At 60.5% G+C, this 22,701-nt stretch carries 22 protein-coding genes; 2 read left to right on the top strand and 20 right to left on the bottom strand.

Annotated features, from left to right (window positions below):
* Positions 1-78: 78 nt before the first annotated feature.
* The 13 genes from ACEN8Q_RS30910 to ACEN8Q_RS30850 form a co-directional block, all read right to left on the bottom strand.
* Positions 79-717: a TetR/AcrR family transcriptional regulator gene (locus tag ACEN8Q_RS30910; RefSeq protein ID WP_034149949.1), complete on the bottom strand. Its 639-nt coding sequence runs from the start codon at positions 715-717 to the stop codon at positions 79-81.
* Between the two features lie 341 nt (positions 718-1,058).
* Positions 1,059-1,844, bottom strand: coding sequence for a TatD family hydrolase (locus ACEN8Q_RS30905; RefSeq protein WP_413704198.1), 786 nt, complete (start codon positions 1,842-1,844; stop codon positions 1,059-1,061).
* A 72-nt stretch (positions 1,845-1,916) separates the two neighbouring features.
* Positions 1,917-2,903 carry a DNA polymerase III subunit delta' gene (locus tag ACEN8Q_RS30900; protein WP_413704197.1) on the bottom strand — a complete coding sequence of 329 codons (987 nt, stop codon included), beginning with the start codon at positions 2,901-2,903 and terminating at the stop codon, positions 1,917-1,919.
* Positions 2,896-3,528 carry a dTMP kinase gene (gene tmk, locus ACEN8Q_RS30895; RefSeq protein ID WP_413704196.1) on the bottom strand — a complete coding sequence of 211 codons (633 nt, stop codon included), beginning with the start codon at positions 3,526-3,528 and terminating at the stop codon, positions 2,896-2,898. Before tmk ends, ACEN8Q_RS30900 begins: the two co-directional genes overlap by 8 nt.
* A gap of 19 nt (positions 3,529-3,547) precedes the next feature.
* Positions 3,548-4,780, bottom strand: a complete 1,233-nt coding sequence (gene mltG, locus ACEN8Q_RS30890) for an endolytic transglycosylase MltG (RefSeq protein WP_413422662.1) — start codon at positions 4,778-4,780, stop codon at positions 3,548-3,550.
* Between the two features lie 3 nt (positions 4,781-4,783).
* Positions 4,784-5,599 carry an aminodeoxychorismate lyase gene (gene pabC / locus ACEN8Q_RS30885; protein WP_413422660.1) on the bottom strand — a complete coding sequence of 272 codons (816 nt, stop codon included), beginning with the start codon at positions 5,597-5,599 and terminating at the stop codon, positions 4,784-4,786.
* Positions 5,599-6,843, bottom strand: coding sequence for a beta-ketoacyl-ACP synthase II (gene fabF / locus ACEN8Q_RS30880; protein ID WP_413422658.1), 1,245 nt, complete (start codon positions 6,841-6,843; stop codon positions 5,599-5,601). Before fabF ends, pabC begins: the two co-directional genes overlap by 1 nt.
* A gap of 108 nt (positions 6,844-6,951) precedes the next feature.
* On the bottom strand, positions 6,952-7,188 hold the full coding sequence (gene acpP / locus ACEN8Q_RS30875) for an acyl carrier protein (protein WP_003175607.1): 237 nt from the start codon (positions 7,186-7,188) through the stop codon (positions 6,952-6,954).
* Between the two features lie 197 nt (positions 7,189-7,385).
* Positions 7,386-8,126: a 3-oxoacyl-ACP reductase FabG gene (gene fabG, locus ACEN8Q_RS30870; protein ID WP_008016438.1), complete on the bottom strand. Its 741-nt coding sequence runs from the start codon at positions 8,124-8,126 to the stop codon at positions 7,386-7,388.
* Between the two features lie 17 nt (positions 8,127-8,143).
* Positions 8,144-9,082 (bottom strand): ACP S-malonyltransferase, encoded by a 939-nt coding sequence (gene fabD / locus ACEN8Q_RS30865; RefSeq protein WP_413422655.1) that lies wholly within the window; start codon positions 9,080-9,082, stop codon positions 8,144-8,146.
* Between the two features lie 123 nt (positions 9,083-9,205).
* The gene (gene plsX / locus ACEN8Q_RS30860; RefSeq protein ID WP_413422653.1) at positions 9,206-10,216 is read right to left on the bottom strand and encodes a phosphate acyltransferase PlsX; all 1,011 of its coding nucleotides are present in this window, start codon (positions 10,214-10,216) and stop codon (positions 9,206-9,208) included.
* 4 nt (positions 10,217-10,220) lie between these two features.
* Complete coding sequence (gene rpmF, locus ACEN8Q_RS30855) at positions 10,221-10,403, bottom strand: 50S ribosomal protein L32 (protein WP_003179396.1); 183 nt, start codon at positions 10,401-10,403, stop codon at positions 10,221-10,223.
* Between the two features lie 13 nt (positions 10,404-10,416).
* Complete coding sequence (locus tag ACEN8Q_RS30850) at positions 10,417-10,944, bottom strand: YceD family protein (RefSeq protein ID WP_007942001.1); 528 nt, start codon at positions 10,942-10,944, stop codon at positions 10,417-10,419.
* Positions 10,945-11,049: 105 nt separating this feature from the next.
* Here ACEN8Q_RS30850 and ACEN8Q_RS30845 point away from each other — a divergent pair, with 105 nt between their 5' ends.
* On the top strand, positions 11,050-11,628 hold the full coding sequence (locus ACEN8Q_RS30845) for a Maf family protein (RefSeq protein WP_413704195.1): 579 nt from the start codon (positions 11,050-11,052) through the stop codon (positions 11,626-11,628).
* A 54-nt stretch (positions 11,629-11,682) separates the two neighbouring features.
* Here ACEN8Q_RS30845 and ACEN8Q_RS30840 read toward each other — a convergent pair whose 3' ends face one another.
* From ACEN8Q_RS30840 to rluC, 3 genes are read right to left on the bottom strand one after another with little or no spacing between them, the layout of a single operon-like run.
* Entirely contained in the window at positions 11,683-12,672 is a 990-nt protein-coding gene (locus ACEN8Q_RS30840) for a S49 family peptidase (RefSeq protein WP_413422649.1), read from the bottom strand.
* Between the two features lie 24 nt (positions 12,673-12,696).
* Positions 12,697-13,359, bottom strand: a complete 663-nt coding sequence (locus ACEN8Q_RS30835; RefSeq protein ID WP_413704194.1) for an HAD-IA family hydrolase — start codon at positions 13,357-13,359, stop codon at positions 12,697-12,699.
* On the bottom strand, positions 13,346-14,308 hold the full coding sequence (gene rluC / locus ACEN8Q_RS30830; protein WP_007977058.1) for a 23S rRNA pseudouridine(955/2504/2580) synthase RluC: 963 nt from the start codon (positions 14,306-14,308) through the stop codon (positions 13,346-13,348). The genes ACEN8Q_RS30835 and rluC overlap by 14 nt, the downstream gene beginning before the upstream one ends.
* A gap of 702 nt (positions 14,309-15,010) precedes the next feature.
* Here rluC and rne point away from each other — a divergent pair.
* Complete coding sequence (gene rne, locus ACEN8Q_RS30825; RefSeq protein WP_413704193.1) at positions 15,011-18,217, top strand: ribonuclease E; 3,207 nt, start codon at positions 15,011-15,013, stop codon at positions 18,215-18,217.
* A gap of 68 nt (positions 18,218-18,285) precedes the next feature.
* On the opposite strand, the gene ACEN8Q_RS30820 is transcribed toward rne, so the two are convergent.
* The 4 genes from ACEN8Q_RS30820 to ACEN8Q_RS30805 are packed head-to-tail and all read right to left on the bottom strand — an operon-like array spanning position 18,286 to position 22,677.
* Positions 18,286-18,900: a nucleotidyltransferase family protein gene (locus ACEN8Q_RS30820; RefSeq protein WP_413422641.1), complete on the bottom strand. Its 615-nt coding sequence runs from the start codon at positions 18,898-18,900 to the stop codon at positions 18,286-18,288.
* Entirely contained in the window at positions 18,897-19,880 is a 984-nt protein-coding gene (locus ACEN8Q_RS30815) for an XdhC family protein (RefSeq protein ID WP_413704192.1), read from the bottom strand. The genes ACEN8Q_RS30820 and ACEN8Q_RS30815 overlap by 4 nt, the downstream gene beginning before the upstream one ends.
* Positions 19,880-22,210, bottom strand: coding sequence for a molybdopterin cofactor-binding domain-containing protein (locus ACEN8Q_RS30810; RefSeq protein WP_413704191.1), 2,331 nt, complete (start codon positions 22,208-22,210; stop codon positions 19,880-19,882). Before ACEN8Q_RS30810 ends, ACEN8Q_RS30815 begins: the two co-directional genes overlap by 1 nt.
* Positions 22,207-22,677, bottom strand: a complete 471-nt coding sequence (locus tag ACEN8Q_RS30805) for a (2Fe-2S)-binding protein (protein WP_413422635.1) — start codon at positions 22,675-22,677, stop codon at positions 22,207-22,209. The genes ACEN8Q_RS30810 and ACEN8Q_RS30805 overlap by 4 nt, the downstream gene beginning before the upstream one ends.
* Positions 22,678-22,701: the final 24 nt, after the last annotated feature.

Here is a 22,701-nt window from a genome sequence, read left to right as displayed (position 1 = left end):
CAAGTCCTCTACCTGAGTATATTCCTGCGGTACCGCGCCAAGTAGCGAAATCATGGCGCAATAAGGCAACTGAATGGCTCAGCTGCTCGGAGTGTCGGTGTCGCGCTTGCGCTTGTTGCCCATGCGCACGCCGATGTCCATGAGGAACTGGAAGAAACCTTCCTGGTCTTCCAGCACGTTGCTCCAGAACGGCGAGTGATACAGCGCGACGGCACCGTGCACCAGCGCCCAGGACGCGCAGTAATGGAAGTACGGTGGCACGTCTTCAAGCTTGCCTTCGCTGATCCGGCCCTTGATCAGCAAGGTCAGGCGTTCGAAGTTCGAGGCACGGATCTTGTGCAGCTCCTCGATCATCTCCGGTACCTGGTTGCCCTTGACCACTTTCTCTTCGAGGCGGTCGAACAGGCGATAGCGTTGAGGATCGCGCATGCGGAATTCGAAGTACGCACGGGACAGGGCTTCCTTGTCCTTGTCGACATCGGCCGAATGCAGCAATTCGTTCAAATCGCGCTCGTAGTCGAGCATCAGGCGCAGATAGATTTCCGCCTTGGATTTGAAGTGCTTGTAGATCGTGCCTTTGCCGATACCGACGGCATCAGCAATCATCTCGACGGTGACACTGTCTTCACCTTGTTCGAGGAACAGCTTGAGCGCGGTATCGAGAATTTCCTGCTCGCGGCGACGAAACTCACGGACCTTACGAGGTTCTTTATGCATAAGAAAAGGTCTGTCGGGTCAAAATTCGAAGCCGCGTATTATGCCTAACTTGCGCAAAAATGCACGGATCATCCGACCATATCTGTGCTTTCTGGTCATTCCGCGCACGTTTGCAGCCTGATGAGAACGCTTCCGAAGCGCACGTATTCCAAATTTGTTTAAAAACCCGTGCCACCAAACTGGACTAGGCGCAATCCTGATCAATACTTGAAATGTCGGCGGGGCATCTCCCCCAAGTGTCACGCTGATATTGGTACCAACGGACCGCGTGCCATTGTTTTACTCCTAATGGTCTTAACCCGGATTCACCCCCCAGAACCCGGGTTTTTTTTGCCTGCGATTTAACCTTTTACGTGTGCCAGCGGGAACAGCCGCTTGAAATTGGCCGTGGTCTGCTCGGCAAACCGCTCGTAGGATTCACCGCGCAACATTGCCAGGAATTCCGCTACTTCACGCACGTACTGCGGCAGGTTTGGCTTGCCGCGATAGGGAATCGGCGCCAGGTATGGCGAGTCGGTTTCCACCAGCAATCGGTCGGCCGGCACCTTGCTGGCCACATCGCGCAACGCATCGGCATTGCGGAAAGTGACAATTCCGGACAGGGAAATGTAATAGCCCATGTCCAGCGCGGCCTTCGCCATTTCCCAGTCTTCGGTAAAGCAGTGCAATACGCCAGCCTGGGGCAGCGCCGCCTCACGCAGCAAGTCCAGGGTATCGGTGCGGGCCCCACGGGTGTGGATGATCACCGGCTTGCCGGTCTGCTGCGCCGCCTGCAGGTGCAGGCGAAAGGATTCCTGCTGCAACTGCGCCGCTTCCGGCTCGTAATGGTAATCGAGGCCGGTTTCGCCGATGGCGACCACACGCGGGTGATTGAGCTCCTGCAACAGCCAGTCCAGCGCTGGCGCGGCACCCGGCTGCACATCCAGAGGGTGCACGCCCACCGAGCAGTCGACGTCTTCATAACGTTCGGCCAGGGCCTTGACGTCGGCCGCGTTGTCCGCGCTGACACCGATACACAGAAAGTGCCCTACCCCGCGCTGCCGGGCTGCATCAAGGGCGGCATCCAGGGAGCCGTCGTGGGCGGCCAGGTCGAGGCGATCAAGGTGACAATGGGAATCTACGAGCATAAAGGGCTGCAACTTACATCGAATGGGTGGGACGGTCGGGTGTTCTGATAATCAGAGTCTAGGCGCAGGCAGTCATCTTTGGGCAGGCAACGACGCCCATTGCACCAGCAATGCCTCCAGCAGCAGGGCCGGATTGAGGTTGGCCTTGCTCAAGACTTTCTGGCGCTGAGCGAGGATCCAGTCCTGAATATCGAGGACTTTGCCCTGGGCGCTTTTCTGCGCCAGGTATTGCACGACTTTGCGCATGTCGGCCAGGCCGAGGCCGGCTTCGTCCTGGGTCAACTGATAGCGCAGGATCAGGTTCGACCAATCGCAGAACCAGTCGAACAGGCGCAGCATCGGAATGTTTTTCCATTCCTCTGCCAGTTGCGTTGGCGACTGCTGTTGCTTGAGGAGTTTCTTCACCCCTTCGACCACTTGCGTGCGCTGTTCACGCACGCCCTGGGCCTGAAGGTTGACCGCCGCCAGTGGCGAACCGGCGGCCAGCGTCAGCAGTTCGACGCGCTCTTCTTCGGAACACTCCGGCAACGCCTGAGCCAGCCACTTCAAGCTCATGGCCTCGCCCGGCAGCGGACAGGCCTGCTGAACGCAACGACTCTTGATGGTTGGCAACAAACGGCTCGGCTGATGACTGACCAGCAACAGAACCGTATCGCCGGACGGTTCTTCAAGGCTCTTGAGCAAGGCGTTGGAGGCGTTGATGTTCATCGACTCGACCGGCTCGATCAGCACCACTTTGCGACCGCCCAACTGCGCAGTCTGCACCACGAAACTGACCAGATCGCGAACCTGATCGACCTTGATCGCCTTGTCGGCTTCTTCCGGCTCCAGGATGTAGTTATCCGGGTGGCTGCCAGCCTTGAGCAACAGGCAGGATTTACATTCGCCGCAGGCGTCCAGCGCGATCGGGCGCTGGCACAGCAGGCTGGCCATCAGGCGCTCGGCCAGTGCCCGCTTGCCGATCCCGGCCGGGCCATGCAGCAGGTAGGCGTGCGCATGCTGGGCGCGACCCGCCAGGTGCTGCCAAAGGGTTTCCTGCCACGGATAGGCCTCAGCCACGGCTCAACTCCAGCAGGCGCGGCAACAAGGCATCCAGCGATTGCTGAACCTGTGCCAACGGTTGGGCAGCATCGACCAGCACATAACGCGCCGGATCCGCCTCGGCCCGCTTGAGGAAGGCATTGCGCACGGCATCGAAAAAGGCCCGGCCTTCGAGCTCGAAGCGATCCAGGCGACCGCGAGCACTGGCGCGGGCCAATCCCACCTCGACTGGCAGATCGAAAATCAGCGTGAGGTCCGGGCGCAGATCGCCTTGAACGAAGGTTTCCAGGGTCGCAATGCGCTCCAGCGACAAGCCGCGACCACCGCCCTGGTAGGCGTATGTCGAATCGGTAAAACGATCACACAAGACCACGGCACCGCGGGCCAGCGCCGGGCGAATCACTTCAGCCAGGTGCTGGGCACGCGCGGCGAACACCAACAGCAGTTCCGTATCCGGGTTCATGACTTCGGCGACGGGGGCCAACAGAACATCACGGATGCGCTCGGCCAATGGCGTGCCGCCCGGCTCGCGGGTCAGCACCACCTCGACGCCGGCAGCGCGCAAGCGCTCGGCCAGGTATTCGCGATTGGTGCTCTTGCCGGCGCCTTCCGGGCCTTCCAGAGTAATAAACAAGCCAGTCACAGGCAGTCCTTAGTCAGAGTCATTGCGGGCTTTTCGGTGCGCTGGCATCGAGGACCGGCGTTTCAGGGGCCGGCGCAGGATCTTGCGACGGCACCTGCGGCAGCGCCTCGGGGGCCGTGTTCGGTGAAGCCGCCGGGATCGGCACCTGCTCTTGCGAAGCCTGCGCCTCCTGCGTTCCGGCTTGTTCAGCCTGGTTTGGCGGTGTCTCTGACACGGAAACGGGCGCCGGGCTGGAGCGGTAATCGGCGCGACGCTTGAGCTGGAACTCCTTCACTGCATTGTTGTGGGCATCCAGGTCATCGGAGAACACGTGAGTGCCGTCACCGCGCGCCACAAAGTAAAGGCTGTTGCCCTCCACCGGATTCAGTGCCGCATGGATGGCTTCGCGACCGACCATCGAAATCGGCGTCGGTGGCAGGCCCGCATTCATATAGGTGTTATAGGGCGTCGCTTCCTTGAGGTGAGCCCGGGTCAGCTTGCCGCTGTAGCGGTCGCCGAGGCCGTAGATCACCGTCGGGTCGGTCTGCAGCAGCATGCCTATCGCCATGCGCCGGACAAACACACCGGCAATCTGCCCACGCTCCTGCGGTACGCCGGTTTCCTTCTCGACCAGCGAGGCCATGATCAGCGCTTGATAGGGTTCGGTGTACGGCGCATCCGCGGCGCGCTGCTCCCATTCCTTGGCGAGCACTTCGTCGAGGCGGTCGTAAGCGGTTTTCAGCAGCTCGATGTCGGACATGCCGCGCACGTAACGATAGGTGTCAGGGAAGAAGCGCCCTTCCGGAAAAATCCCGGTGTGACCGAGCTTGTCCATGACCTGGCTATCGCTCAAACCATTGAGGCTGTGATCGAGCTTCTCTTCCTTGGCCAGCGCTGCGCGGACCTGACGGAAATTCCAGCCTTCGACCAGGGTCAGGCTGTACTGAACCATTTCCCCGCGTTTCCACAGGTCGATCAGGCCTTCGACGGTCATGCCCGGTTGCATGCGATATTCGCCGCTGTGCAGGGGTTGTTTGGCGAGATTGAAGCGCCAATACACGCGTAGCCAGAATGCGTCCTTGATGACGCCATTGGCTTCGAGGCGGTAGAAGGTGCGAGTCGGTGTGGTGCCCTTGGGCACATTCAGCAATTGTTCCTGGGCAATGTTCAGCGGCTGTACCAGCGCCGAATGAATTTTCCAGGCTGAAGCACCCAACAGCAGCCCTGCCAGAACCAGTCCGGTTTCCAGCAGCAGCAAGAATTTACGTCTCACGTATCAAGCATCCAGTAGTGCATGGGCAATGGATTGAAGTTTACGGGTGAGCGGCCCAACCGGCCAGCTCAGTGCTGCATAGGCACGCACCGGCCAAACGCCATATACGCTGTTGCAAACAAAGACTTCGTCAGCCCATTGCAGCTGCTCAAGAGGAATATCGGTGATTTGCGTGGGGATTCCCAGCGACTTGGCCTGAAACAATACTTCGGCACGCATTACGCCGGCCACGCCGCAGCGCTTGAGGTCAGCGGTGACGAGTACACCGTCACGCACCAGGAACAAATTGCTGAACACGCCTTCAATCACGCGCCCGGCCTGATCGAGCATCAAGCCTTCGGCATGCTCGGCGTCCTGCCATTCGGCACGGGCGAGGACTTGTTCAAGGCGATTGAGGTGCTTGAGGCCGGCAAGTAACGGCTGTCTGGACAATCGCGTGGCGCAAGGGAACAAACGAACACCCTGCTCACCATGCGCGGCAGGGTAAGCCGCAGGTGGATTGCCTTGCAGAATGCGTCGGGCCTGAGCCGAAGGATCGGGGGCATAACCGCGCAGACCGTCACCACGGGTGAGGATCAGCTTGAGCACACCATCACCCAGTGCTGCGGCGTAGGCCAGCAGTTCGCTGCGGATCAGCTCATGCCCGGCTGTTATTGCCAGGCGCGAACAGCCTTCCGCCAGACGCGCCAGATGCCGGTCCAGCAACACTGGCTGCCCGTTGCGCACGGCGATGGTCTCAAACAGACCATCGCCGTAAGCCAGGCCGCGATCCTTCAGCGACAAAGCGTCAGCCGGCTGACCGTCGACCCAGCTGTCCATCAGCCTGCGAACCGGCGGAACACCAGCGAGCCGTTGGTGCCGCCAAAACCGAATGAGTTGGAAACGACCACATCGATATCCATGTTGCGCGCCGTGTGCGGCACGAAATCGAGGTCGCAGCCTTCGTCCGGCTCATCAAGGTTGATGGTCGGCGGCGCTACCTGACTGTTGATTGCCAGCACGCTGAAGATCGCCTCGACTGCGCCCGCCGCACCCAGCAGGTGACCGGTCATGGACTTGGTGGAGCTGATCGCCAGCTTGTAGGCGTGATCGCCGAACACCGACTTGATCGCATTGACTTCGGCCAGGTCGCCAGCGGGAGTCGAGGTGCCATGGGCGTTGATGTACTGCACTTGATCGCCATTGATTTTGGCGTCGCGCAGCGCATTGGTGATGCAGCGCGCAGCACCCGCGCCATCTGCAGGCGGCGAGGTCATGTGGTAGGCATCGCCACTGGTGCCGAAACCGATCAGCTCGGCGTAGATGGTCGCACCGCGGGCCTTGGCGTGCTCGAGTTCTTCGAGCACCAGCGCACCGGCGCCATTGGACAATACGAAGCCATCGCGGCCCTTGTCCCATGGACGGCTGGCGCGGGTCGGCTCGTCGTTGCGGGTCGACAGTGCGCGCGAGGCACCGAAGCCGCCCATACCCAGGCCGCAGGCCGCCATCTCGGCGCCACCGGCAATCATCACGTCGGCTTCGTCGTACATGATGTTGCGGGCTGCCATGCCAATGCAGTGGGTACCGGTGGTACAGGCCGTGGCGATGGCGTAGTTAGGTCCCTGTGCCCCCAGGTGGATCGACAGGAAACCGGAAATCATATTGATGATCGAGCCCGGCACGAAAAACGGGGAAATCCGCCGTGGGCCGGTCTCATGCAGGGTGCGGCTGGTCTCTTCGATATTGGTCAGTCCGCCAATACCCGACCCCATGGCCACGCCGATGCGCTCACGGTTGGCGTCGGTGACTTCCAGGCCGGCGTTGCGTACCGCCTGAAAACCTGCGGCCAGACCGTATTGAATGAACAGGTCGAGCTTGCGGGCTTCCTTGAGCGACAGGTACTCCTCGACATTGAAGCCCTTTACCGAGCCGCCAAAACGGGTGGAATAGGCAGAAAGGTCGGTGTGTTCGATCAGACCAATGCCACTGCGGCCAGCCAGAATGCCCTGCCAGCTGCTCGGCACATCCGTGCCCAGTGGCGACAACATACCCATACCGGTGACTACGACGCGTCTACGCGACACAGCACTCTCCTTTTTCAAATGACGACTTTGCATCAGGCCTAAAGAAAAAACCGCACGCCATGATGGCAGTGCGGTTTTTCCATGACAGCGAGCAACGATTACAAACTATTACGCCTGGTGGCTAGTAACGTAGTCGATTGCAGCTTGTACAGTAGTGATCTTCTCGGCTTCTTCGTCAGGGATTTCGGTCTCGAATTCCTCTTCCAGAGCCATCACCAGCTCAACGGTGTCAAGGGAGTCGGCACCCAGGTCTTCTACGAAGGAAGCAGTGTTGACCACTTCTTCTTCTTTAACGCCCAGTTGCTCAGCAACGATTTTCTTGACGCGCTCTTCGATGGTGCTCATACCTTGTTTTCACTCCTAATGGACAAATTCAGGCAGCTGGCCAGTGGGTAAGTGTATAGAAAGGCTTTTCAGCTTTTCAACTGAAAGCTTCACTCCTCAAACCCGGTGACCCTATGCCTATAAAATAGATTGCAGCTTTATAACGGATTTTAGACAGCTCGTATGACATTTTTTTGAAGCAATCCGTCACATTTGAATTACATGTACATCCCGCCGTTCACCGGGATTGTAGCTCCGGTAACGTAAGCCGCACCGTCCGACGCAAGAAAAGCGACCACGGACGCGATCTCTTGAGCCTGCCCCAGACGACCCAGCGGAATCTGCGTCTGCAAGGCTTCACGCTGCGCCTCGGGCAATTCACGAGTCATATCGGTATCGATGAACCCTGGGGCCACCGAGTTTACCGTAATCGAACGCGAACCGACTTCACGCGCCAGTGCACGGCTGAAACCTTCCAGGCCGGCCTTGGCGGCAGCGTAGTTTACTTGGCCTGCGTTGCCCATGGCACCCACAACCGAACCAATACTGATAATTCGGCCCCAACGGGCTTTGGTCATGCCACGCAAAACGCCCTTGGACAGGCGGAACAGACTGTTCAGATTGGTATCGACAACGTCGTGCCACTCGTCGTCTTTCATGCGCATCATCAGGTTATCGCGGGTGATACCGGCATTATTGACCAGGATCGCCGGCGCACCGAACTGCTCCTGAATGCTCGCCAGGACTGCCGCCACGGACTCGTCGCTGGTGACATTGAGTTCCAGGCCGGTGCCCTGAATACCATTTTCCTTCAGGGTGGCGGCAATGCGTTCAGCACCCGACGCGGAGGTCGCAGTACCGATAACGATGGCGCCTTGACGACCCAGTTCCAGGGCGATGGCCTGGCCGATGCCACGGCTCGCACCAGTGACCAGTGCAACTTTACCTTGCAGACTCATGCAAGCTTCTCCTGAGTTCAGGCCAACGCTGCGCGGGCGGCAGCGAAAGCGTCTGGGGTATTGAGGTTGGATGTCGACACGCCTTCGGCGCAACGCTTGTTCAGACCGGCGAGCACTTTACCCGGGCCGCACTCGACCAGATTGGTCGCGCCCCTGGCTGCCAGCGCCTGCACGGATTCGACCCAGCGTACCGGCTTGTACAGCTGCTCGAGCAGATCGCGCTTGAGGGTTTCCAGATCGGCCGGCACTTCGGCACTGACGTTCTGGACCACAGGAATCTGCGGTGCCTGCCAGTCGATTGCCGCGATCGATTCGGCGAAACGCTCGGCAGCCGGACGCATCAGTTCACAGTGCGATGGCACGCTCACCGGCAGCGGCATGGCGCGCTTGGCGCCACGGGCCTTGCAGCCTTCGATGGCGCGATCAACCGCAGCCTTGGCGCCGGCAATCACTACCTGGCCCGGGGAGTTGAAGTTGACGGCGCTGACCACTTCGCCCTGCGCCGCTTCGGCACAGGCAGCCAGCACATCGGCATCTTCCAGACCGAGGATGGCAGCCATGCCACCCTGTCCGGCCGGCACCGCTTCCTGCATCAATTGGCCGCGGCGCTCAACGAGCTTCACCGCGTCTGCCAGCGTCAGGCTACCGGCAGCAACCAGCGCGCTGTATTCGCCCAGGCTGTGCCCGGCAACGTAAGCCGGACGCGCACCGCCTTCCGCCAGCCACAAACGCCACAAGGCGATCGAAGCGGTCAGAATGGCCGGCTGGGTTTTATCGGTTTGATTGAGTTGCTCTTCCGGCCCTTGCTGGGTCAGTGCCCACAGGTCGTAACCCAGTGCTTCGGAAGCTTCTTTGAAGGTTTCGAGGATCAGCGGATGTTGCGCGCCCAGCTCGGCCAGCATGCCGAGGGACTGCGAACCCTGTCCTGGAAAGACGAATGCGAGGGAAGCAGACATGTAACAAGCCCCTAATGATCTTGTCGTCGGAGAATGACGCCCCGCTTGGGGACGCAAGAAACTGACAGTTGGATGGCCCTTTGAACCGGGCAGTCACATTTAAGCATTGTCCGACGAAAACGCCTAAGACAACAAATCCTCCAGACGGCCATGGAGGCGCTCAGGCAAGTTCTCCTGAATCTCTATCAACGCGCGTTGAATTGCACTCTGGAAGCCCTGAACCCCGGCCGAACCGTGACTTTTCACCACGATGCCCTGCAAGCCGAGGAAGCTTGCGCCATTATGTCGCGCCGGCGCCAGATCGGCCTGCAAGCGTTTCATCAAAGGCAGCGCCAAGGCACCGACAGCGCGGGAAGCGAGGCTTTTCCTGAACAAGGCTTCGATGCGCGCGGCAATCATGGTCGCGAGACCTTCGCTGGACTTGAGCAGGATATTACCGACAAAGCCATCGCAGACCACCACGTCCGCCTCACCGCGATACAAACCATCACCTTCGATGAAGCCGATGTAGTTGATACCTCGGGCGGCTTGCAGCAACGTCGCAGCCAGCTTGACCTGCTGATTCCCCTTGATGTCTTCGGTACCGATGTTCAGCAGCGCTACCCGTGGACGGGTGATACCCAGGGTCTCGGCCGCAACCGAGCCCATGACCGCAAACTGCAACAGGTGCTCGGCACTGCAATCGACGTTGGCACCCAAGTCAAGCAGTTGGCAGTAACCCTTTTGTGTCGGAATCGCCGCCACCATGGCCGGGCGGTCAATACCCGGCAGGGTTTTGAGTACGAACCGCGACAACGCCATCAGCGCACCGGTATTGCCGGCACTGACGCAGGCCTGGACCTTGCCGTCGCGCAGCAGCTCAAGGGCCACGCGCATCGACGAGTCCGGCTTGCCACGCAAGGCCTGGGCAGGTTTTTCGTCCATGGTGATGACTTCACTCGCCGGAGCAATCGACAGGCGCGCGCGATCCACAGCCGAATGGCCAGCGATCAATTCTTCAAGAAGGGAGGGTTGACCGACGAGGGTCAGGTACAGCGAGGGCGTGGCAGACAGGCAAGCAAGGCTGGCCTGGACAATGCTGCGGGGACCGAAGTCCCCGCCCATTGCGTCAATCGCGATGACTTGAGCGGACAAGTGATTACTCGTCAGCGCCCTTGTCGATCACTTTACGGCCACGGTATACGCCTTCTGGCGATACGTGGTGACGCAGGTGAACTTCACCGGTGGTTTTTTCTACAGACAGGGTGCTAGCCTCGAGAGCGTCGTGCGAACGGCGCATGTCACGGGCAGAGCGGGATTTTTTGTTCTGCTGAACAGCCATAATTGATTAACTCCTAAACGTTTGGGTCACGCTTTAACTGCGCCAATACACTGAACGGGTTGGACCGCGTTACCTCGTCCTCGCTCGGTTCGGGCTCATCTGCTCCCGCCGGCTGCTGGCATTCTTCCGGATGATGAGCAGGCACAATGGGCAAGGCGAGCAGAAGCTCCTCCTCGATCAGTGACTGCAGATCCAAAGGATCTTCGCCCAGTTCCAGCACGTCATAACCTTTCGGCAACGACTGGGTATTCGCACCCTCCTTCACCACAGCGTAACTGCATTCGCTATGGATCGGCAGGGTGACCAGCTCAAGACAACGCTGGCAAACCATTTTGACTTCAGTGTCGATAAAGCTGTGGATGACCACAGATTTACGTTCATCTCGTTCAAAAACGAATTTAGCCTGCACCGTACCGACATTGTCGGAAAGCGGGTCGCAGAGTCTCTCCAAATCGGCCAGCAGCATTTCACCTTGAAGGGTGGTGCCACGATCAGCCAATTTGCGCGGGTCAACGTGAGGTGGAATCGGGTCATTCAACATAGGCGCAGCATTATAGGGATGCACCCGCCCATGTCAAAGGAAATTCAGCCCTGTCCGTCACTTGGAAGCCTCGCTAGAATTCGCACCTGCCTTCTGGAGATGCGCATGCTGCCTTTATTACTCGCTTCCGGCTCGGTCTATCGCCGGGAATTATTGACTCGCCTGCAGCTGCCTTTCACGTGCAGCTCGCCGGATATCGACGAAAGCCATCGTCCCGGCGAATCGGCCATGGAACTGGTCAAGCGCCTCGCCGAAGAGAAAGCGCGCGCCCTGGCCGACAGCCATACCGCTCATCTGATAATCGGCTCCGACCAGGTCGCAGTGTTGGCAGACCGGATAATCGGCAAGCCCCACACGTTCGAAAGAGCCCGCGAACAATTGCTGGCCTCCAGCGGTGCCAGCGTGACGTTTCTGACCGGTCTGGCCCTGCTCAACAGCCAGACCGGGCACTGTCAGGTCGACTGCGTGCCGTTCACCGTACACATGCGCACACTCGACACGCCCCGCATCGAACGCTACCTGCGCACCGAGCAACCCTATGACTGCGCAGGCAGCTTCAAGGCCGAAGGCCTGGGGGTCAGCCTGTTTCGCAGCACCGAGGGACCCGACGCCACCAGCCTGATCGGCCTGCCGCTGATTCGCCTGATCGACATGTTGCTGGCCGAAGGCGTACAAATCCCCTGAGTCCAAATATTAAAAAACCGGCCTCGCAGGCCGGTTTTTCATGTCACTCCACAATCAGCGCAACGACGGACCGTTGAACCCCATCCACATCGCCAAATGCTCAGCCACGCTGGCACCGAGCTTTTTCGAGAAGCGATCGAATGCCGACTCCTGAACGGTAAAGTCCACCAGTTCTTTCTCGCCGATCACATCCCGCGCAACCGAACTGGCATTACCCAGCCCATCGATCAATCCCAGTGGCAGCGCCTGCTCGCCGGACCAGACCAGGCCAGAGAAAAGCTCCGGATGCTCTTTGTCCTTCAGGCGATCGCCCCGCCCCTGCTTGACGCTATTGATGAACTGCTTGTGGGTCGTATCGAGCACACCCTGCCAGAAGGCGGTTTCTTCCGGCTTTTGTGGCTGGAACGGATCGAGGAACGACTTGTGCTCGCCAGAGGTATAAGTGCGACGCTCGACACCCAGCTTCTCCATGGTGCCGACAAAGCCATAACCGGCTGCCGTCACACCGATGGAACCGACCAGGCTGGCCTTGTCGGCATAGATCTGATCCGCCGCACTGGCGATGTAGTAGGCACCGGAAGCCCCCAGGTCGGAAATGACCGCATACAGCCTGGTATCCGGATGCAGGCCGCGTAGACGCTTGATCTCGTCATAGACATAACCCGACTGCACCGGACTGCCGCCAGGACTATTGATCCGCAGGATGACACCCTTGACCTTCTCGTCCTCGAAAGCCGCGCGCAGGCTGCCAACGATATTGTCTGCACTGGCCGGCTCCTTGTCGGCAATCATACCCGTCACATCGATCAGCGCCGTGTAATGGGCACTGCGGGTGGCGGCTTTTTCCACATCCATCAGCGGCGAAAACAGAACAATAGCGCCGAACAGATACACAAAAGTCAGAAGCTTGAAGAATATGCCCCAGCGACGGGACCGACGCTGCTCCTGCACGCCAGCCAGCAGCGTCTTCTCCAGCAGCGCCCAGCTTTTGTCGTCACCGCTCTCTGCGCTCGCCTTGGCGGGCGCTTTCCATTCGTCGGTCATGCCATCCACCCCAAAAACAACCGGTTAAGCCTGCTGACTCAGCCAGGCATGCAATTCTGAAAAGCGGTCGATGGCCAGTCGCGGCTCATATAACTTCAACGCATCGATCGTTTGAGCACCATAGCTGACTGCCACCGAGTCCATACCGGCGTTGCGCGCCATCTGCAAATCAAAGGACGAATCACCGACCATCAACGCCTGTTCCGGGCGAACCTCGCAATGCGCGAGAATCTGCTCGAGCATCAACGGATGAGGCTTGCTGGCGGTCTCGTCAGCGGCACGGGTGATATCGAAGTAATTCTCCCAGCCATGGGACTTCAACACCCGGTCCAGCCCGCGACGGGCCTTGCCGGTCGCCACAGCCAGATGATAACCCTCGGCACGGAATGCCTCGAGCGACTCGACCACACCCTCGAACAACGGTGAAGGCACAGCCTCCGACGCAATGTAATGTTCGGCATAATGCTCGCGGAACGCGATCAGTTCGCTGTCGCCAATCTCGGGGTACAGGGTGCGGATCGCTTCCGGCAAGCCCAGCCCGATAATACCTTTGACGGCAAAATCATCGCGCTGTTCAAACCCGGAACGCTGCGAGGCAACGTGCATTGCCTCGACAATCCGACCGATGGAATCGGCCAGCGTCCCGTCCCAATCGAAGATCAGCAGTTTGTAATCAGATGGGCGCACTCAATCGCTCCACGGTTTTGGCCCACATCTCGTCGACCGGTGCCTGCAACTTCAGCTCGCCACCGTCAGGCAGCGGCACAGTCAGCATGTAGGCGTGCAGGAACAGGCGCTTGCCGCCCAGATCGCGGATTTCCTTGCTGAAACCTTCGTCGCCATACTTGGTGTCGCCAGCGATGCAATGCCCGGCGTGCAAGGTATGGACGCGGATCTGGTGAGTCCGACCGGTAATCGGCTTGGCTTCGATCAGGGTGGCAAAGTCGCCGAAGCGGCGCAGGACCTTGAACACGGTCACGGACTCCTTCCCCTCCTCCTCGTCGACCTCGACCATGCGTTCGCCGGAGCGCAGATTGCTCTTGCCCAGCGACGCACGGACTTGCTTGATCGAGCTCGCCCAGTTACCGCGGACCAGCGCCATGTAGCGTTTGTCGACGCCATCACCGCGCAACGCGGTATGCAAGTGGCGCAACATGCTGCGCTTCTTGGCGATCATCAACAGGCCGGACGTATCACGGTCGAGACGGTGAACCAGCTCGAGCTCCTTGCAATCGGGGCGCAACTGACGAAAGGCTTCGATCACACCGAAAGTCAGCCCGCTGCCGCCGTGCACCGCAATGCCCGCAGGCTTGTTGATCACGATCAGCGCCTTGTCTTCGAAGACAATCGAGGCTTCGAGTCGCTGCAGCAGGCCTTGTGCCAGTGGCACCGGCTCGTCGCGTTCAGGCACGCGCACCGGCGGCACGCGCACGATATCGCCCGCCTGCAGCTTGTACTCGGGCTTGATCCGACCTTTGTTCACGCGCACTTCGCCCTTGCGCAAAATGCGGTAAATCAAGGTCTTGGGCACGCCTTTGAGTCGGGCGAGAAGGAAATTATCAATGCGTTGGCCGGCATATTCCGGCGAGACCTCAAGCAGTTGTACGCCTGGAGTCGGGGGGGTAGTCGTCGTCATGGCGCGGATGATAACAATTTTTTATGGAATTGAAGCACTTAATCATTGCTGCTATAGTCGCGAACGTCGCCAAAAGCGGCCTGGACAGCGGACCAACGGTCAAAAACCGGCCCTGACCAACGCAATTCACCAGGACGCGAGGCCGTCCTACGGGGCTTTCGCTACGTAACGGTGGAGTTTGCAGGTGTAACGAGCGCAGGTGACATGAGGCCTGAATCACGCCACAAAGCAGAGTTTTCCACTCGTTTTGCGAGCCATATTCACGGCCAGTTCACAAAGTGCAGTCAGCTGCGAATGACCCCGAGCGAAGGCATCGGAAACAACGCCTAAATTAGCCATGATGCGTGACCTCCCCTTTCGGAGCTCACGGTAAATGCCAACCCGCTGCGGATTCTGCGCGCGGCAGCACCCGAATTATCAGGGATACGTGTAGGGTGGAGATGCACAACCGCCGGACTGTGTAGCAACAGGATTTCTCAAGACGCTTCATCTCGTCCACAGCCGCTGGTTGATTCCTCCTCCTGACTGAGTGCTTAAGTAGCCACAGCAAGCAGGACGCGTACGTCGCGATGAAGGCCCACATTGGCCGGACTTCGCTGGACACGGGAAATGGCCAACCACTCCCGACGCACCTGACACCGACCGTGAGAAGTCGTGTGTGCCGAACGCCGTTTCCGGCAGCCCGGAAACCGACGGTACTACATGAAAAGAATGCTGATTAACGCAACTCAACCCGAAGAGTTGCGTGTTGCACTGGTAGATGGCCAGCGCCTCTACGACCTGGACATCGAATCCGGTGCACGCGAGCAGAAGAAGGCCAACATCTATAAAGGCCGGATTACTCGCATCGAACCAAGCCTTGAGGCTGCCTTTGTCGATTTCGGCTCTGAGCGCCATGGCTTCCTGCCCCTCAAAGAAATCTCCCGCGAATACTTCAAGAAAGCCCCGGAAGGTCGCGTCAACATCAAGGACGTCCTGAGCGAAGGCCAGGAAGTCATCGTTCAGGTCGAGAAAGAAGAACGTGGCAACAAGGGCGCCGCCCTGACCACCTTCATCAGCCTGGCCGGTCGTTACCTGGTGCTGATGCCGAACAACCCGCGTGCCGGCGGTATCTCCCGTCGCATTGAAGGCGAAGAGCGCAACGAACTGCGTGAAGCCCTGAACGGCCTGGTTGCCCCGGCCGACATGGGCCTGATCGTGCGCACTGCCGGCCTGGGCCGCAGCAGCGAAGAAATGCAGTGGGACCTCGACTACCTGCTGCAACTGTGGACCGCCATCAAGGAAGCCTCGCTGGACCGCGCCGCGCCATTCCTGATCTACCAGGAAAGCAACGTGATCATCCGCGCGATCCGCGACTACCTGCGCCAGGACATCGGCGAAGTGCTGATCGACAGCGTTGAAGCCCAGGACGAAGCCCTGACCTTCATCCGCCAGGTGATGCCGCAGTACGCCAGCAAGATCAAGCTGTACGAAGACAGCGTTCCGCTGTTCAACCGTTTCCAGATCGAAAGCCAGATCGAAACCGCTTTCCAGCGCGTTGTCGAACTGCCTTCCGGCGGCTCCATCGTGATCGATCCGACCGAAGCCCTGGTGTCCATCGACATCAACTCGGCGCGCGCCACCAAAGGCAGCGACATCGAAGAAACCGCGCTGCAAACCAACCTTGAAGCGGCCGAAGAAATCGCCCGTCAGTTGCGCCTGCGTGACATCGGCGGCCTGATCGTCATCGACTTCATCGACATGACCCCTGCCAAGAACCAGCGCGCCGTGGAAGAGAAAGTCCGCGAATGCCTGGAAGCCGACCGCGCTCGCGTGCAAGTCGGTCGCATCTCGCGCTTCGGCCTGCTGGAAATGTCCCGTCAGCGCCTGCGTCCATCCCTGGGCGAAAGCAGCGGCATCGTCTGCCCGCGTTGCAACGGCACCGGCATCATCCGTGACGTTGAATCGCTGTCCCTGGCGATCCTGCGCCTGATCGAAGAAGAAGCCCTGAAAGACCGTACCGCCGAAGTTCGTGCACAAGTGCCGATCCCGGTGGCTGCGTTCCTGCTCAACGAAAAACGCAACTCGATCACCAAGATCGAACTGCGCACCCGCGCCCGCATCGTCATCCTGCCGAACGATCACCTCGAAACGCCGCACTTCGAAGTGCAGCGCCTGCGTGATGACAGCCCGGAAGCCGCGACCAACCAGTCCAGCTACGAAATCGCCGCTGCCGCTGCCGAAGTCGAAGAAGTCCAGCCAGCTGCTGCAACCCGCACCCTGGTTCGCCAGGAAGCGGCGGTCAAGACGGCCCCGGCCCGCGCCAACGCTCCGGTTCCGACCGAAGTCGCCGCTCCGGCCCCTGCTCCGGTCGCCGTGCCAGAGCCAAGCCTGTTCAAAGGCCTGGTGAAGTCGCTGGTGAGCCTGTTCGCCACCAAGGAAGAGCCTGTCGCGCCGGTTGTCGTTGAAAAACCTGCCGTCGAGCGTCCGGCCCGCAACGAAGAGCGTCGCAACGGTCGCCAGCAAAGCCGCAACCGTACTGGTCGCCGCGATGAAGAGCGCAAACCTCGCGAAGAACGTGCCCCGCGTGAAGAACGCGCACCGCGCGAAGAGCGTCAGCCTCGCGAAGTTCGCGAGCCTCGTGAGTCCCGCGAAGAAACGCCGGCAGTCGCCCGCGAAGAACGCGCACCGCGCGCTCCTCGTGAAGAACGTGCACCGCGCGCTCCGCGCGAAGACCGCAAGCCTCGTGGCGAGCGCGAAGAACGCGTTCGTGAACTGCGCGAGCCTCTGGATGCCGCTCCGGCCGCTCCGGCCGCTGCTGCTACCGCTGAAGAGCGTCCAGCTCGCCAGCCACGCGAAGAACGCGCTCCACGCCCGCCGCGTGAAGAACGTCAACCACGTGCCGAACAAGCTGCCGCAGCCGCAGCCGAAGAAGAACTGACCACCAACGAAGAGCAACTGCAGGAAGAGGGTCAGGAAGCCGCCGAAGGCGATCGTCCGCGCCGTCGTTCCCGTGGCCAGCGTCGTCGCAGCAACCGTCGCGAGCGTCAGCGTGACGCCAACGGCAACGTGATCGAAGGTTCGGAAGAGTCCGAGTCCGGTGAAAACGCTGAAGCACCAAGCGTTGCCGACCTGGCCGCCGGCCTGGCTGTCACCGCAGCCGTCGCCAGCAGCGTGATCAGTGCTCCGGCTGAAGCAGAAGCCAACGTGCAAGCCGAACGCGCCACTGCCGCGACCCTGGAGTCTGCTCCAGTTGAAGCGCCAGTCGTTGAAGCGACCACGCCGGTTGAAGTCACCGCATCGCCGGAAATCGAACTGGCGCCAGCGCCTGAGGCACAGCCTGCCGTTGAAGCGGCCGCCGAGCCGGCTCCCGTGGTTGAAGCACCTGCCGTGGTTGCAGAGGCCGTCGTCGAGACCGTGACTGAAACCGTTCGCGAAGTACGTGAAGAGCAAACCGCGTTCAACTGGGTGGCCGAGCCAGCCGTCACTGAAGCAGCTGCACCAGCCGCTGAAACCCAAGTGGCTGAAGCCATGGTTTCCGAGCCGGTAGTTGCCGCAGCGGAGCCGACTCCAGCGCCGGTGGTTGAAGCACCGGTCGTTGAAGCACCGGTCGTTGCCGAAGCGCCTGCACCGGTAGTCGAGGCCGCGCCTGTCAGCGCCCTGACCCCAAGTGGTCGTGCGCCTAACGACCCGCGTGAAGTGCGTCGTCGCAAGCGTGAAGCCGAGCGTCTGCAGAAGGAAGCCGAACTGGCCGCCGCTGCTGCTCCGGCTGAAGCGGTTGTCGCTGCCGAACCCGCACCGGTTGCCGCTGAAGTGGCTGCCGAGCCGGTTGAGTCAGTGATCCACGAAGCACCACGCTCCGTTCAGGAAGCGGTCGAGCAACACGAACAGGCCCAGGAAAAAGAGCACGAGCCTAAACCTCTCGTCTGATTCCAACGGCTACTAAAAAGCCCCGCCTGGTGATCCAGGCGGGGCTTTTTCATGTCTCGAATTCACAGTTATCCCTTGTCGGAGATCCAGGCGGGTTTGAAGATCAATGCCTGCGGCACATCCACATCCCACAACACACCGGGATCATCCAGCACAACTTCAACCACCCGCCCCTGCGCAAACAGTGCCTTGGCCCCACGATCACCCGATAGAGCCATCAACCCTGGGCCGAAGCTGCGTCCAAATCCTACCGGGTGCGCGTATTCGCCGCCCTGAAGCGGCACACTGATGCAATCATCTGCCATCTGCTCCACCACTTGCTCAATGCTCGAGGGAAGGATGAACGGCATATCCCCCAGCACCATCAACCAGCCATTGAGTTGCGCACACGACGCCACCCCGGCCGCAATGCTGTCACCCATTCCCGTCGATTCGATCAGGACGATCTCGCAGCCATACGCCTTGGCCATACGGATGACTTGCGGGCGATCCGCGGTTGTTACCAGGACACGCTTGTCCAGAGCGACAGGCAGATTGACCAATGTGTGCTCAATGACGGATCGAACCGCACCGTCACGACCGGTGCAATCGGCCAGCAATTTATCCTTTTCGACGCCCGCCACCTGACGAAACCGACTGCCCCGCCCCGCCGCCAATACGATGACGCCGATCGACTCGCTCATACCCTCTCCTGCAGGATCTTCTTCTGCTTCAGTTCGACGCCATTTTTGACCGCGACGATTTCCGCCATGAGCGACAGGGCAATCTCCGCCGGATTATGACTGCCGATGTGTAAACCGATCGGACCATGCAAGCGGTCAATCGCCGATTGCGACAAACCCAGTTGAGCCAGGTTCTCCCGGCGCTTCTGACTGTTGACCCGCGAACCCAGCGCCCCGACGTAGAAAGCCCTGGAATCCAGGGCCGTGAGCAGTGCCATGTCGTCCAGACGCGGATCATGGGTCAAGGCCACGATGGCCGTGCGTTCGTCGGTCTGGATATTCAATACCGCCTCATCCGGCATGCCCGAAACGAATCTTCCGTGCTGATCCTCCCAGCCGTAGACGAACTCGGTACGCGGATCGCAAATCAACACCTCGAAATCCAGCAGGCGGGCCATTTCAGCGACGTAGCGCGACAGCTGCCCCGCGCCGATCAGCAGCAGGCGCCAGCGTGGACCGTAGATTGAGCGCAAGGTCTGGCCGTCGAACGTCAACACGTCAGTTTTATTGGCCGACTGCAACAGCACTTCGCCAGTGGCCAGGTTCAGTTCACGCGCAACGATTTCATGGGCCTCGCAACGAGCAAGCAATTGCTCGACCCAATCCCCATCGTCGATACGTTCCTCGGTCAAGCGCAAGGTGCCACCGCAGGGCAAGCCGAAACGTGCGGCTTCCTCGCGGGTCACGCCGTACGTGATCAATTGCACCGGCGGCCCGTCTAACGCCAGGCGCCCGTCGTGCAGCCGGGCGATCAAGTCATCCTCGACGCACCCGCCCGAGACCGAACCAATCACCATCCCGTCTTCACGCAAGGCCAGCATGGCACCGGGTGCCCGGGGCGCAGTGCCCCAGGTTTCGACCACGCTGTACAACACCACCCGCTGACCAGCGCGATGCCACTGCAACACGCTGCGCAGGACATTCAGATCGGCGCTGTCCATCAGGCTCTGGCCTGCTGCCAGCCCGACAGCTGATAACGAACCGGCAAGTTGCGGATGCGTTTGCCGGTGGCAGCAAAGATCGCATTGCACAATGCCGGCGCAATCGGTGGCACGCCCGGTTCACCGACACCGCCCAACGGGACATTGCCCGGCGGCATCACCAGATGCACGGCCACCTCTTTCGGTGCCAGGGACATGCGTGCCACTTCGTACATGTGGAAGTTATCCTGCTGGACCTTGCCGTCCTTGAAGCTGATTTCCCCCAGCACCGCATTGCCCAGGCCCATGACGCAGGCGCCCTCGAACTGCGCGCGAATCCGCTCGGGGTTGATCTGCGGTCCGCAATCGACGGCGATGTCGGCCTTGTGCACCACCAGCGTGCCGTCGTCCTTCACCTCCACCTCGATTACCGCCGCCACATACGTCACGAAGCTGTAATGCACCGCCAGGCCCAGACCGCGCCCCTTGGGCAACTCGCGCCCCCAACCGGCGGCTTTGGCGGCGGTCTCCAGTACCGTGCGCAGTCGCGCGGTATCGATCGGATAACGCTCGGGGGATTCGCCGTAGTTCCACTCTTCACTCAAGGTGCGCGGGTCAATCTGACGATCGGGGCCGAGCAATCTGATCTGGTATTTCAGCGGGTCTTCCCCGGCCTTGTGCGCCAGTTCATCGATAAAACTCTGGATCGCGAAGCCATGGGGAATGTTCGACACCGAGCGATACCAGCCGACCCGGGTATGCACCGTTGCCTCGGGGTTTTCCAGGCGAATGTTGGGGATTGCGTACGCCATGTTGGTGAATCCCATGCCCAGTTCGAACGCCGCCTCATGCTTCATGCCCGGCGCAAACAACGCAGTGATGCTCGGCGCCACCGTACGGTGCAACCAGCCGGACGGCAGGCCATCCTTGTTCAGGCCGGCCTTGAGGTATTCGACCGATACCGTGTGGAAGTACGAACAGTGGATATCGTCTTCGCGGGTCCATTGCACCCGCACCGCTTTGCCGGGGAATTCCTTGGCGAGGATAGCGGCTTCGATGATGAAGTCGGGCTTGGACTTGCGCCCGAATCCGCCACCGAGCAGGGTCACGTTGAACATGACGTTGTCGAACGGCAGGCCCAGGCGTTCAGCGATCCGCTCCCGGGTGACCTGCGGTGCCTGGCTTGGCCCCCAGGCTTCGCACGCACCGTCCTTGAACCGGGCAATGGCGACCATCGGCTCCATCGGCGACTGTGACAAATGCGGCAAGTAGTAGGACGCTTCCAGCGTGCTATCGGCGCTGGTCATGGCCTCATCGAGGTTGCCGGTATTGCGTACCACCTTGCCGGGCTTGAGCGAGGCGGTTTCAAGCTCCTTGCGATAGGCGATCGAGTCGTAGCTGGCGTTAAGCCCGTCGTCCCACTCGATTTTCAATGCCTCGCGGCCCTTCATCGCCGCCCAGGTATTGCTCGCCACCACGGCGATACCGCCGAGTGGTTGAAACTCCGAAGGCAAAGGCCGGCTTTCGATCTGCAGCACTTTGACCACGCCCGGGACTTTCATCGCCGCGCTGCCATCGTAGCTTTTGACTTTGCCGCCATACACCGCGGGCCGCGCAATGGTCGCGTACAGCATGCCGTCGAGATGCACATCGGCGCCGTACACCGCACGGCCGTTGACAATGTCTTCACCATCGATGGCCTTGGTGCCTTCCTTGCCAATGTAGCGAAATTCCGAAGGCTGCTTGAGTTTCAGGCTGTCCCGCGCAGGAACGGGCAACGCAGCTGCAGCGGCAGCGAGCGCCCCATAGCCCAACTCGCGACCGGAAGGTTCATGGATGACTTTATGCAGTTGCGCGTGACACTCGCCTGCCGGCACTTTCCACTGGTTGGCAGCGGCTTGTTCGAGCATGGTCCGCGCGGCGGCACCGCAGCGGCGCATCGGCTCGTACCAGTGACGCATGCTGCGCGAGCCGTCGGTGTCCTGGTTGCCGAAGCGCACTTCATCGCCTGGGGCCTGCCGCACCCTGACCATCGCCCAGTCGGCTTCCAGTTCATCGGCCACCACCATGGTCAAACTGGTACGCACGCCCTGGCCCATCTCCGAGCGGTTGCAGATCACGGTCACCGTGCCATCCGCAGCAATGCTCACATAGACTTTCGGATCGTCGACCCAGCCGTGGGGCATGCCGTCGGCGCCGAACTTCTTGTCTTTTTCTTCGGCAAAAGCGTCTTGCCAGCCCCAGCTCGCCGCCAATACCAACGCACTGGTGGCGCCTACGCCTTTCAGAAAACCACGGCGACTGAGCTGGCTCAGATTGCTCAGGGCGAAATCATTCGGTAACCGGCTCATGCCTTGGCCTCCTTCAGGTGAGTGGAGGCCTGGCGGATCGCCGTCTTGATACGGTTGTAGGTGCCGCAGCGGCAGATGTTGCCGACCATGGCCTCTTCGATCTGCTCGTCGCTCGGGTTCGGGTTGGTCTTGAGCAGCGCGGTGGCAGACATGATTTGCCCGCCCTGGCAGAAACCGCATTGGGCGACCGCCGTGTCGAGCCAGGCCTGCTGCACGACTTTGCCGACCGGGTCGGCGTGCAGGTTGTCGATGGTGCTGACGTTCTGCCCGACGACTGAACCGATGGGCGTGATGCAACTGCGCGCCGGAGCCCCTTCGATATGAATGGTGCAGGCCCCGCACAGGCCCATGCCGCAGCCGAATTTGGTGCCGTTGTAACCGGCCACGTCGCGGATGGCCCAGAGCAGCGGCATGTCCTCGCTGACGTCGAGTTGATGGTCTTGACCGTTGAGCTTCAGGGTAATCATGGGCACGCCCGCATAGTATTGGGT

It is taken from the genome of Pseudomonas sp. Pseusp16, assembly GCF_047324915.1.
Classification (GTDB): Bacteria; Pseudomonadota; Gammaproteobacteria; order Pseudomonadales; family Pseudomonadaceae; genus Aquipseudomonas; species Aquipseudomonas fluorescens_CD.
The sequence above is the reverse complement of the archived record's forward strand: the minus strand, read 5'-3'. Positions and strand labels throughout refer to the sequence as shown.

Coding starts and splice junctions, on each gene's coding strand:
- ACEN8Q_RS30910 (WP_034149949.1), bottom strand. CDS start 717: ATGCATAAAGAACCTCGTAAGGTCCGTGAGTTTCGTCGCCGCGAGCAG.
- ACEN8Q_RS30905 (WP_413704198.1), bottom strand. CDS start 1,844: ATGCTCGTAGATTCCCATTGTCACCTTGATCGCCTCGACCTGGCCGCC.
- pabC (WP_413422660.1), bottom strand. CDS start 5,599: ATGGACAGCTGGGTCGACGGTCAGCCGGCTGACGCTTTGTCGCTGAAG.
- acpP (WP_003175607.1), bottom strand. CDS start 7,188: ATGAGCACCATCGAAGAGCGCGTCAAGAAAATCGTTGCTGAGCAACTG.
- fabG (WP_008016438.1), bottom strand. CDS start 8,126: ATGAGTCTGCAAGGTAAAGTTGCACTGGTCACTGGTGCGAGCCGTGGC.
- fabD (WP_413422655.1), bottom strand. CDS start 9,082: ATGTCTGCTTCCCTCGCATTCGTCTTTCCAGGACAGGGTTCGCAGTCC.
- rpmF (WP_003179396.1), bottom strand. CDS start 10,403: ATGGCTGTTCAGCAGAACAAAAAATCCCGCTCTGCCCGTGACATGCGC.
- ACEN8Q_RS30850 (WP_007942001.1), bottom strand. CDS start 10,944: ATGTTGAATGACCCGATTCCACCTCACGTTGACCCGCGCAAATTGGCT.
- ACEN8Q_RS30845 (WP_413704195.1), top strand. CDS start 11,050: ATGCTGCCTTTATTACTCGCTTCCGGCTCGGTCTATCGCCGGGAATTA.
- ACEN8Q_RS30840 (WP_413422649.1), bottom strand. CDS start 12,672: ATGACCGACGAATGGAAAGCGCCCGCCAAGGCGAGCGCAGAGAGCGGT.
- rluC (WP_007977058.1), bottom strand. CDS start 14,308: ATGACGACGACTACCCCCCCGACTCCAGGCGTACAACTGCTTGAGGTC.
- rne (WP_413704193.1), top strand. CDS start 15,011: ATGAAAAGAATGCTGATTAACGCAACTCAACCCGAAGAGTTGCGTGTT.
- ACEN8Q_RS30820 (WP_413422641.1), bottom strand. CDS start 18,900: ATGAGCGAGTCGATCGGCGTCATCGTATTGGCGGCGGGGCGGGGCAGT.
- ACEN8Q_RS30815 (WP_413704192.1), bottom strand. CDS start 19,880: ATGGACAGCGCCGATCTGAATGTCCTGCGCAGCGTGTTGCAGTGGCAT.
- ACEN8Q_RS30810 (WP_413704191.1), bottom strand. CDS start 22,210: ATGAGCCGGTTACCGAATGATTTCGCCCTGAGCAATCTGAGCCAGCTC.
- ACEN8Q_RS30805 (WP_413422635.1), bottom strand. CDS start 22,677: ATGATTACCCTGAAGCTCAACGGTCAAGACCATCAACTCGACGTCAGC.